Origin of the sequence: Reichenbachiella sp. MSK19-1 (genome assembly GCF_003590315.1) — a bacterium.
Lineage (GTDB): Bacteria > Bacteroidota > Bacteroidia > Cytophagales > Cyclobacteriaceae > Reichenbachiella > Reichenbachiella agariperforans.
Genome location: NZ_MIER01000015.1, coordinates 702,724 through 714,390, shown reverse-complemented (window position 1 = coordinate 714,390; position 11,667 = coordinate 702,724). Strand labels below are relative to the sequence as shown.

9 protein-coding genes are annotated in these 11,667 nt (G+C 46.9%); 5 read left to right on the top strand and 4 right to left on the bottom strand.

Going from position 1 to position 11,667, the window contains the following annotated elements:
• Nucleotide 1: 1 nt before the first annotated feature.
• Together BGP76_RS11000 and BGP76_RS10995 are read right to left on the bottom strand one after the other, a co-directional pair.
• Nucleotides 2-1,372 (bottom strand): ATP-binding protein, encoded by a 1,371-nt coding sequence (locus BGP76_RS11000; RefSeq protein WP_119844695.1) that lies wholly within the window; start codon nt 1,370-1,372, stop codon nt 2-4.
• A gap of 6 nt (nt 1,373-1,378) precedes the next feature.
• Nucleotides 1,379-2,794, bottom strand: coding sequence for a DASS family sodium-coupled anion symporter (locus tag BGP76_RS10995; protein WP_119844694.1), 1,416 nt, complete (start codon nt 2,792-2,794; stop codon nt 1,379-1,381).
• A 239-nt stretch (nt 2,795-3,033) separates the two neighbouring features.
• Here BGP76_RS10995 and pckA point away from each other — a divergent pair, with 239 nt between their 5' ends.
• The 3 genes from pckA (at nt 3,034) to BGP76_RS10980 (ending at nt 7,877) form a co-directional block, all read left to right on the top strand.
• Nucleotides 3,034-4,656: a phosphoenolpyruvate carboxykinase (ATP) gene (gene pckA / locus BGP76_RS10990; protein WP_073121901.1), complete on the top strand. Its 1,623-nt coding sequence runs from the start codon at nt 3,034-3,036 to the stop codon at nt 4,654-4,656.
• A gap of 243 nt (nt 4,657-4,899) precedes the next feature.
• Nucleotides 4,900-5,976, top strand: a complete 1,077-nt coding sequence (locus tag BGP76_RS10985; protein ID WP_147407453.1) for a hypothetical protein — start codon at nt 4,900-4,902, stop codon at nt 5,974-5,976.
• 929 nt (nt 5,977-6,905) lie between these two features.
• A complete protein-coding gene (locus BGP76_RS10980; protein ID WP_119844692.1) occupies nt 6,906-7,877 on the top strand; it encodes a type I phosphomannose isomerase catalytic subunit in 972 nt (323 codons plus the stop codon).
• 77 nt (nt 7,878-7,954) lie between these two features.
• Here BGP76_RS10980 and BGP76_RS10975 read toward each other — a convergent pair whose 3' ends face one another.
• Both BGP76_RS10975 and BGP76_RS10970 read right to left on the bottom strand, forming a co-directional pair.
• On the bottom strand, nt 7,955-8,539 hold the full coding sequence (locus tag BGP76_RS10975) for a pseudouridine synthase (protein ID WP_119844691.1): 585 nt from the start codon (nt 8,537-8,539) through the stop codon (nt 7,955-7,957).
• A gap of 104 nt (nt 8,540-8,643) precedes the next feature.
• Nucleotides 8,644-9,375 (bottom strand): NUDIX domain-containing protein, encoded by a 732-nt coding sequence (locus BGP76_RS10970; RefSeq protein ID WP_119844690.1) that lies wholly within the window; start codon nt 9,373-9,375, stop codon nt 8,644-8,646.
• An 85-nt stretch (nt 9,376-9,460) separates the two neighbouring features.
• Between BGP76_RS10970 and galE the strand changes: the two genes are divergently transcribed.
• Together galE and galK are read left to right on the top strand one after the other, a co-directional pair.
• Complete coding sequence (gene galE / locus BGP76_RS10965) at nt 9,461-10,483, top strand: UDP-glucose 4-epimerase GalE (protein ID WP_073121891.1); 1,023 nt, start codon at nt 9,461-9,463, stop codon at nt 10,481-10,483.
• A gap of 9 nt (nt 10,484-10,492) precedes the next feature.
• A complete protein-coding gene (galK, locus tag BGP76_RS10960) occupies nt 10,493-11,665 on the top strand; it encodes a galactokinase (protein ID WP_084190476.1) in 1,173 nt (390 codons plus the stop codon).
• The last annotated feature ends 2 nt before the right edge of the window (nt 11,666-11,667 follow it).

The window sequence follows — 11,667 nt, the reverse complement described above, 5'->3', positions numbered from 1 at the left end:
GTTATGTTTTAGGTAGTTGAATGTTGAAAGCAGTACGTCCCGCTTGGGAGGTCACTGATATGGTACCTCCGTAGCTGGTGATGATTTTTTGGACAATAGATAGCCCAAGTCCCAGACCAAAGGATAGGCCAGACACTTTGGTGGTGACGTTGGGTTGGAAAATCGTCGATAGCAGGTGATGTGGTATACCAGGTCCATTGTCGATGATTTGGATCTGGATGCTGTCCTGATGCAGTTCAGAAACCAACTGTATACTAGGGTTTTGTGTCTGGGCATGGGTCAGGCTTTCGGCTGCATTTTTGATGAGGTTGACCCAGATCTGTATCAAATCTCCTTCGCGAGCGACTAGCATCAATCCTTTTTCGATTGCCAAATCGATTGAGATCGTTCTTGTCATGTTGGACAGGAGTGAGAGTGACTTTTTGAAGGTTAATCGTAGATCGCATGCTTGTACGTTGCTATGGTTTTGAGATCCTAGGTCTTTGATTGAGCGAATGACATGTGTGGTGTGTGTGGATGCCACTTGCATATCATGCAGCGCCATACCTATCTCCCAAAACTCGTCCATCTCTTCGATAGCTGTGCTTTGGTTTTGTTTGGCTATTTGTTGGATTTCATCGTCTGTGAGATTGATCCTTGCTAGTTTTTTGGCTAGTCGGTCGTCTATTTTGAGTGTCTTTTTGATTTGCTCTTTGCGTTTTCTTGCTTCGGCAGTAGAGCAATGTTGCCCTTGTTCGAGCCCTTTGACGAACATTGGGTACACATGATCAAATTCTTTGTGATTGAAAATTGTCTTTAGTCGATCTGTCATCCATTGGGTTTTGTTTTGCAATACACCGATGGCATTGTTTAGTTCGTGAGCTAGCCCTGCAGCGAGTTGTCCTAGTGTCGCTAGCTTTTCGCTTTGCATGAGCTTTTTGAGTGTGACCTCCATTTGGGTAGCATTTCGTACGACGAGCATTTGTCTGAGGTAGATCTCATTGACGATGATCGGTAGAATATGCTCCGAAAACAGCAAGTGGTCGGGGTGATCTTTGGCTGGCAGGTTAGCCTTGCTCATATAGTATAGGGTCGTGTCTTCGTCTGCTGTGACAGTCGTGTAGCTGCATCCGTCTGGAGAAAAGAAACTGTAGATCCCCAATACCGCATCTGCTCCTGTCTGAAATATCAACAGTATACTCCCATTTTCGGGCTGATGGTGGCCACTGAGTTTGCCACTAGCGACATAGTAGATGCGGTCATTTTTCTCTCCCTGCTTCAGGATTGTCTCTCCTTTTTTGAGCAATACTTTCTGTGCGGGATTGGAGAAGAAATGTTTCTTCAACCAACTCGTATCGGTAAAACTGGATAGTTTGTTTCCTTTTCCTTCCATGACGTGCTATAAAAAATTGACTTTGTTCAAAACGTACATGAGTATGCCTATGAGGACTAAACCTACTATGGCCAAGGTGACGCCTACTTTGGACATATGCCGAGATTCTATCATGCCTGTCGCATGAGCGAGTGCATTGGGCGGAGTGCTGATCGGTAGGGACATGCCCAGGGATGCAGCTAGTGTGGTGGCGAGGATGAGCATTTTTGCGCCTCCGAGCGCTTCGAGGCTCATGACTGACACACCTACTGCTGTGATGATGGGCAGTAGCAGGTTGGCAGTCGCAGTGTTGGACATGAAGTTGGCCATGATCGTTGCAAGTATGGCAGCCATCGCTACGATCAACACAGGGGCATACTGATCAAAAGGGATGCTGTTGACCAAGTGTGCTGCCAAGCCGCTCTTTTCTAGCCCTAGGCCTAGAGCGATCCCTCCTGAGACGAGCCATAGGACATCCCAACTCATTTTCTTTAGATCTTCTTTGGTGATGATACCAAAGGCCAGAAAGACAGCCACAGGAATCATCGCGACGGTATAGGAGTTCATACCATGTACGAAATCAAACAACCATAGCAGGATAGTGAGGCCGAAGGTGACATAGACGATGATGGCTTTGCGAGAGGTCATGAATTTGCCTTTGATCTCTAGTGCCAAGTGTTCGGCCTTGGGAGGGAAGAATTTGAGCAAGAGAAACCAGGCTACTGCCAACAGGACGATGACAAAGGGAACACCAAATGCCATCCACTCGCCAAAGCCAATGTTGTTTTCGTCTGTCAGATATTTCAGGGCGAGGGCGTTGGGAGGTGTACCTATCGGTGTGCCTATCCCGCCGATGTTAGCCGCGAATGGGATGCTGAGAGCAAAGGCAATTCGTCCAGGGTCTTTCTCGTCGAAACAGGTCAATACAGGTGCCAGAATAGCCAGCATCATAGCCGTCGTAGCGGTGTTACTCATAAACATGGAAAATACCGCTGTGATGATCATCAGTCCTAGCATGATCATTTTGGGGCGTGTGCCAAAGGGCTTGAGCAGGACCTTGGCCAATCCCTGATCTAGTCGATATTTGGTAGAGGCCATCGCTAGGAAAAAACCACCAAGAAAGAGCAGTATGATGGGAGAGGCAAAGGTGCCCATGATGTCTTTGTAGGCAATCAACTCACCGAAATGGTCGCCCTGATTGTCGATCAGGATATTGATCCCTGAAGTGGAGATCGTCAAGAGCTCTAGTACAATGATCAAAATAGAGGTGGCATAGATAGGAATAGGCTCCAGCACCCACAGCATCGCTGCAAATACAAAGAGTGCCATCACACGTTGCTCGATGACGCTGAGCTGTGCTAGAGGAAAGTACTGGCTGGGGATGAGCACAATGGCGATGGCTACTACCAGACTAAGGATGAAATTTTTAGCTTGTGAGGTCACTTGATTTTGTTCTAGAGGTCAGTAATAGAACAAATGTAGAATCAAGCGTGGATCAAAGAGCTGACCCAAAACATGTGAAGGGCTGATCTTGATCAGTTTTATTGACTAGAAGAATGCGTCAATTTGTTAGGCCATCGGGGCAGTACAAAGGCTGAATTCCTTGGTGGTGACCTTCCTGATATCTAAGTGAGGGCCATATAAAGTATATCAAAAGCGAACGATAACTAAATCTCACTGTAATGAAAAACACAAATCTAAAGTCACTAATGGAAGACATGATCGAGCTAGGCTTAGAGCATGTCAAAGGCGTATTGTGGAATTTGACTCCCGCCGAGTTGATCACAGAAGCAGTCAAAAAAGACGAAGGTGTCTTGACTGATACAGGTGCGCTGATGTGCCGTACCGGTAAGTTCACAGGTAGATCTCCTAAGGATCGCTACATTGTCAAAGACGCCATCACCAAAGACAAAGTGTGGTGGGGCGATATCAATATCTCATTTGATGAGGACAAGTTCGACGCGTTGTACAACAAGATGGTGGCATCACTGGGTGATAAAATATTATATGTGCGTGATGCCTATGCTGGTGCTGACCCTCAGCACCGGTTGAAAGTCCGGGTGATCGATACACAGGCTTGGCACAATCTGTTTTGCTACAACATGTTCATCCAGCCTGAAAACGATGACTTGACGGATTTCCATCCTGAGTTCACTGTTTTGGCTGTCCCAGAGTTCTATGCTGATCCAGAGGTAGACGGCACACGCCAAAAGAATTTTGCGATTGTCAACTTTACCAAGAAAGTGATCATGGTGGGAGGTACGGGCTATACAGGAGAGACCAAAAAAGGAATTTTCTCAGTGCTCAATTTCCTCCTGCCAGACAAAGACCATGTACTCTCTATGCACTGTAGTGCCAATATCGGCAAGGAACGTGGCGATAGCGCAGTTTTCTTTGGCCTATCAGGTACAGGCAAGACCACCCTATCTGCTGATCCGAATAGACTGCTGATCGGTGACGATGAGCATGGATGGACAGACGAGGGAATCTTCAACTTCGAAGGAGGCTGCTATGCCAAAACCATCGACCTGACGCAGGAGAAAGAACCAGAGATATGGGATGCGATTAAATTTGGTGCCATACTAGAGAATACCAAATTCTATCCTGGGACCAACACGGTGAATTATGCTGACTGCAGTATCACAGAGAATACACGGGTGTCTTATCCACTCAAAAATGTTAAGAATGCGGTCACGCCATCTGTAGGAGGGATTCCCGAAAATATATTCTTTCTGACCTGTGACGCCAGTGGGGTACTGCCTCCGATCTCTAAACTGACGGTAGGACAGGCCATGTATCATTTTATTTCTGGTTTTACTGCCAAGGTAGCAGGTACTGAGGCGGGAATAACTGAGCCAGTGAGTGTTTTCTCAGCGTGTTTTGGGGCACCATTCATGCCACTACACCCGACCAAATATGCGGAACTTCTAGGAGAGAAAATCAAAACGCATGATGTCAATATCTGGTTGATCAACACCGGATGGTCTGGTGGAGAATATGGTGTAGGGCAGCGTATCAAACTGAAATACACCAGAGCCATGATCTCTGCGGCGCTAGAAGGCAAGTTGGATGATGTCAACTATAGCCAGCATCCAGTCTTCGGTCTGGCCATGCCTGATGCCGTGGCAGGTGTCCCCGCTGAGATACTCAACCCTAGAAATACATGGGCAGATCAGGCAGCTTATGACCGAAAAGCGGATAAGCTAGCGAGTCAGTTCGTCGCTAACTTTGTGAAATTCGAGGAGTATGCCAATGATGAGATTATGTCAGGAGCACCCGTCGTAGAGGATTCTGTTTTGGCCTAATGCCTAATTTGTGAGTTGTGGCCACCTTTTACTAGGGTGGCCTTTTTTTTTGCCCATTTCTGTATATGCGCTAGGTATTTGGTGCCGATATATATTCTCGCAGATCACATTTTTACATTTTGAGCATATTTATTATATTCACTATAGTGTGATGAGTTGATCAATGGATTGATAGTCAGCACTGTTTCGAAATTATATATTGAACTAACCCCTGAATGGCCTCATTCAGACCTAAACGAAACTATGAAAGCTAACCAACTAAAACAGTATGATGAGGTGCAAAACCAAATCATCGAAGAATTGCTGTCCGACCCACGCTATGAAGCGTTTTTTTTGCAGTATCGTGACAGCTCGATACCTCACTTTGCCAAAGCCTATGCGCACCACAAGGCCAACCTGCTGGTGTATGGTGACTTTACCAAGTTTCAGCAACGCTACCTATGGGATATATGGCAGGATTCGGCATGGTACTGTCTGCGCGAAATCCAGCAAAAAAAGCTCTTTGACCTGTGCTGTCGCTGGCAGGCCGGGCAGGTGACAGACCTACCCGAGATTGAGATTACACATGATTTTGTGACGGTAGGAGGGCATGTGTTAGATTATTCAGTGCTATCGGATATTTCTGAAGTAGACCTAGACCAGTATCTCGATTACTACCAATCCGACGAAATAGATCACCGCGAAGTGTACGAAATGGACTATCAGCAATACCAAGATATACAAGAGCACTACATGGAGGAGGGAGAGACGGGTATTGCCTATTTTGACTTTCACAATACGCACACAGGCAATTATACGCTGCTACAGCAGCCCCCGCTCAGGTTAGAAAAGGAGTTGTTCTATATTAAAAAGAGTATGGAAAGTATACATGCTGACCATGAGGAGAAGATGAAGAATACGCCACCCGAAAAACCATACCTGAGTTCTTGTGATGAGGAATTGATCAAATTTGCAGAGCGGTTCAAAGACCGAAAGACCTCTCGGTTTATTACCGACTATAGCCAGTGGCTGAAGGAGAATCCTGATTTGGAAATTAAGTATGCTTTGGACTATCTGAAATGGACATCCCCAGAGAAGGTCTCTATCCGAGCCCATGACGACTGGCAAGAGAGCGTCCTAGACGCTGTAGATAGGCACAAGCGACAGAAGGTGATCGAAATACTTCCCACCATCTATGAGGAGTACCTCATGAAAAAGCAAATTGGAATCAGACTTACCCCGGAAAGTCGAAAAAAAGAATATAACTCTGCCAAATGGATGAAAGACCTGATCCTGAAAGGCCGAAAGCTACAGGGAGAACCTGAGAATTTTGACTTTTGACAAACCGCTGCTCATGGCTTCCAAAGCGCCATCTGGATGCTGGATCCAACCTGCGGGGGGATAACAGTACCCGTGAGGACTTTGAACTATTTTGCTACAACTAGACCGACGCAGCAACTAAGGTCTACTCTACTGAGCCATAACCGGTTGGATTTCTCCTCCGTCGAAAGGACAAAAAACGTTCCCGTCATGCTGTGCATGGTGGAGATACCTTGCCCCATCTGCTCTTAGCCTCCGCTAGGAGCTAGAATAAAGAAGGGCGTCCGCTCTGTTGTGGGTGTTTTCTTCCTATCGAGCGTTTAGTCTTTTTGGGTGCACTGCGAGACTTGATCCGAGCCTACGATTACCCACTGACCGTCATTGCCCGACCAGGACGAGGGACGAGGACGCAGATCGGAGCAATCCCCCGCTATGAACAATACTAGTTGTTACGCAACTACGGCGTTCACTCCAGCGGATTCCCTTGTCAAGCAAAGGGAATGACGTGTAGCATAGAGCGGTCGAAATGACAAAAAACAGGGTGAGGGGCATCTTGCAGAATAGCTAAAGGTTGGCATTGGCCAAAATCAAAGTGTGGAGATAATGGGCCGAATCTACTCCGCTACTACCCACCGCACGGGTGCGACGGCTTCCCGCAGATTGCAGCGACACATCGCATCGGTGCGACGGCTTCCTGCAGATTGCGGCGGCTCATCGCATCGGTGCGACGGCTTCCTACAGATTGTGGCGGCTCATCGCATCGGTGCGAAAGCTTACTGCAAGTTGCAGCGGCTCGTCGCATCAGTAGTCTCTATACGAGTATCGTCCCGAAACTCACATATCTCTCTACTACAGCCTCTGACGAGACATCACTTGTCCCAAATTTACCTCCTATTTTCCATCGGTTTGAAAGGTAGTTTTTATACTTGCATCTTAAACCTAAGGGAAAAATGAAATTAGACTATCCTATCAAATTCGAACCGATTCTGAAATACAGAATGTGGGGAGGAGACAAACTAGTAGACGTACTCAACAAACAATCCGACGAAAAGAACCTCGGCGAGAGCTGGGAACTCTCAGATGTACCCGGTGATATCTCTGTGGTAGCCAATGGAGACCTCAAGGGCAAAGACCTCAAAGAACTGCTGACGCTATATGGAGCAGACCTAGTAGGGCAGAAGAACCGAGAGCGATTCGGTACGGATTTTCCTATCCTGATCAAATACATCGATGCGAAAGTCCCACTATCTATCCAGCTGCACCCTAATGATGCTCTGGCCAAAGAGCGTCACAACTCCTTCGGCAAGACCGAGATGTGGTATGTCATGGATGCTGAGCCAGACGCAGATCTGATCGTAGGCTTCAACAAAGAAGTGACCAAAGAGGAGTATGTACAGCATGTGGATAACAATACACTAGAGGATATCCTCAATGTCGAGAAAGTCAAAAAAGGCGATAGCTTCTTCATCAATACAGGTAAGATTCACGCCATAGGTGCGGGCTGTCTGATCGCTGAGATTCAGCAGACCTCTGATGTGACCTATAGAGTCTTCGACTGGAACCGTGTCGACAAGGATGGCAAGCCAAGAGAGCTGCACACGGAGCTAGCACTCGATGCGATTGACTTTGCGAAGAAGGATGACTTCTGGCTGGACTATACCAAACTGGAGAATAGTTCGAACGAAATCGCTTCATGTCCGTACTTCACCACCCATTATCTACCAGTCAAAGGCGAGACGACACAGGACTACAGTGCTACAGATTCTTTTGTGATCTATATGTGTGTGGACGGAGAAGGTACAGTCACGGCAAACGCGCACAGTGTTGCGATCAAGAAAGGCGAGACTATCCTGCTGCCCGCGGCGATAGATGAGGTGCAGTTGTCTTCCACAGGCATGGAATTGCTGGAAGTGACGGTCTAACAGCCAATGGTAATAAAAAAGCCGTCACAGCCTTGATTGATTAGGTGTGACGGCTTTTTTGTGCGCCTTTGGGGAGTCTATGAACCGACGACTATCTCATCTAGTGTCACGACCTTGCCCGCGGCTAGTTGTCCCAAATGGATGTCACCGATGCGAACTCTGATGAGCCGAAGTGTGGGGAATCCCACGGCAGCAGTCATCTTTCGGACTTGGCGGTTTTTGCCTTCCGTGAGGGTGATGGATACCCAGCTAGTCGGTCCGTGTCTCTCGTCTCGCACATGGCGCGAGTTGGTCCAGCGCACTTCTTCATCTTCTAAAGCTTGCGCTTGACAGGGTAGGGTCGTGTAGGTTTCTTGTTTTACGGTGATATCCACGCCTGACTGTAGCTCGGTGATTGCTTGTTCGGTGATGATACCATCTACCAGTGCGAGGTATTCTTTTTCTACTTTTTTGCTTCGCACATCTAGGCTGACTTGGCCATCAGTGGTGAGGAGTAGCAATCCCTCAGAGGCTTCATCTAAGCGACCTATTGCCATCGTGCCATCGGGAAAGTCGTACAGTTCTCCTAGTTTCTTTTTGTTCCTGCGCCTGCCTTCGTTGCTTACGAATTGTGAAAGATAACCGTAGGGTTTGTGTAGCATGAAGTGCTGGTGTGTGGGCATAGTATAGCATTGGCGTGACATGCGTCAAAATCGCAACGCACGGTGAAATTAGACTGCAAAAATAGTCACGCAGCTGTAGTATCCTATCGAACAGGTGACAATACCTACGGCAAGACCAATGAGTAACCTTTTTTTACGAGATCAAAATAGGCTTCTATATTGAACTGATAGTAGTATGCACCTTTTTTGGAGGTGGATTTGTCTTTGCTATCGAGTCGATCTAGGTAGCCTGCAGATAGAATCTTCTTTCTGAAGTTTCGATCGTCTAGCGGTGCTTGCAGGATCTCTTGATAGAGCTTGAGCAGTTTCGGGATGGTAAATTTCTCCGGAAGGAGGTTGAACCCAATAGGCTTTCTGCGGGATTCATTTTGCAAGGTATGTAGCGCATCGAGAATCATTTGGTTGTGATCGATGACTAGGTCAGGAATCTCATCGATATGAAACCACTGTGCATGAAAGGACTGGACAAGCTCTTCTTTTTGCTCGTCGATACGAATGAGGCTGTAGTATCCTAACGAAATGACGCGTGCACCAGGGTCTCGGTCAATGTCAGAATAGGTGTTGAAATGCTCCAAAAACACATCCGTCAGTCCAGTGAACTTGGTTAGGATACGCTGAGAGGCCAGCTCGGCAGATTCATCGCTCTGCACAAAACTACCGATCAATGACCAGTTGCCTGCCTGAGGTTCTACTTGTCTCTTAAACAAAAGCACTTTGAGTTTCTCTTCCACAGGATCAAAACCAAAGATAACATTGTCTACCGCCACTAAAATAGGCGTGCCATCTTGATACGTCTCGTTGTGTTTGGCTAGATTTATACCTTTGATTTCATTCATTTAGTAAAGATAATATAATTAAACGTTTCTTGTACGCTTAAATTAAAAGCGTTATTATTACGTTTAATTAGTAGAGACGACAACTATGGCAGATAAAACAATACTAGTAACGGGAGGATTGGGCTATATAGGAGCACATACCGTGGTAGAACTGATACAAGCAGGTCATCAGGTTCATATCGTAGATGATCTATCCAATACCGAGGAGGTTGTACTGGATAGGATCAAAGAAATTACAGGGGTCAAACCAGCATTTACATTGCTGGACCTGAGAGATGGAGTGGCTGTGGAGGCTTTGTTTTCGTCACAGTTTTTTGATGGAGTGATACACTTTGCGGCTTCCAAATCTGTAGGTGAGTCCTCTACTGACCCACTGCTATACTATGACAATAATATTTCAGGTTTAGTAAACTTGATTGCAAGCATGAAAAAACACGGTGTGTCAAACATCGTGTTTTCTTCATCGTGCACGGTGTACGGCCAGCCAGAGGTGCTACCAGTGACGGAGCAGACACCTATTCAGCCTGCTGAGTCTCCTTATGGGAATACCAAAAAAATCGGGGAGGATATTCTGCGTGACAGTTCACGGGCCTATGAGAATATCAATGCCATCGCACTGCGCTATTTCAACCCTATCGGGGCGCATAGTTCGTCGCTGATCGGTGAGCGACCAAAGGGAATTCCAAACAATCTGATGCCTTATCTGATGCAGGTAGCCACGGGGGAGCGCGAGATGCTCAGCGTCTTTGGCAATGACTATGATACGCCTGATGGGACAGCGGTTCGAGATTATATCCATGTGGTAGACTTAGCCAAGGCACATGTGATCGCTGTTAATCGTCAGTTGGAGAAGAAGCAAAAGACGGCCTATGAGTACTTTAACTTAGGGTCAGGTTCAGGATTTTCAGTGTTGGAAATCATCCAGTCTTTCGAGAAAATCAATGGCGTGAAGGTCAACTATCAAATCGCGGATAGAAGAGATGGAGATATAGAAAAAATATACGCTGACAATACCTACGCTACGGAGGAACTGGGCTGGACAGCACAGTTGTCTCTCGATGACATGATGTCCTCTGCGTGGAATTGGCAATTGAAATTAAAAGGATAAACGAGAGTTATGAAAGAGGTCAATGCGAAGAAGGAAGCTATAATAGCGTGTTTCAAGGAGAAATTCGGTGGAGAACCTTTGGTGATCAAGTCACCTGGGCGTATCAACCTTATCGGTGAGCACACAGACTACAACAATGGGTATGTCATGCCCGCTGCGATCGAGCAGGCGGCCTATGTAGCCATCGCCAAGAGCGGATCAAAGGAGTGTAAACTGGAAGCGTTAGATTTAGATGAACAGTACAGTTTCTCCATCGACGATGCACTCAAACCTGTAGAGATGGGATGGGTCAACTATTTCCTCGGTGTACTCGATCAGTACAACAAGAAAGGACTGGCTCTCGAAGGATTCAACATGGTCTTTACGAGTGATGTGCCGTTGGGAGCGGGTCTGTCTTCTTCCGCAGCGTTAGAATGTTCTTTTGGGTTTGCAGTGAGTCAGTTGTTCGGGCACGAGGTGTCGTTGGTGGATGTTGCCAAGATGGGGCAGCAGGCAGAGCACAACTTCGCAGGCGTGAAGTGCGGGATCATGGATCAGTTTGCGAGTTGTTTGAGTACTGCGGATCATGCGATCATGTTGGATTGTCGCTCGCTGGAGTACACGTCTATCCCTTGTGACCTGAAAGACTACCAACTGGTGCTATTCGATACAGCGGTCAAGCACAACCTAGCCAGCTCGGAGTACAATGTACGCCGCGAGCAATGCGAATCCGGTGTAGCTGTGCTGCAAAAGAAATTTGAAGGAGTCGAGAGTTTGAGAGATGCGACAATGGAGCAGCTCGATGCGGTCAAGTCGGAACTAGATGCCGTCGTGTACGATAGGTGTGCATACGTGATCAGTGAAAACAATCGCGTACTTAAAGCTGCTGAAGCATTGAAGAGTGGTGATATCGAACTGCTAGGCAAACTCATGACCGAAACGCACGAAGGTCTGAGCAAACAATATGAAGTGAGCTGTGCAGAGCTGGACTTGTTGGCGGACATTGCTAAGGCTAACCCTGACATCATCGGCGCACGAATGATGGGAGGTGGATTCGGAGGCTGCACCATCAATATTGTCAAGAAATCGGGATTAGACACAGCAGTAGAAAGTGTCCTTGAAAGTTATAAAAAGGTCACCCAAGTGGAACTAAAGCATTATATTGTCGCCCCTGGCGATGGCGCCACTTTACTTAAAAACTAATT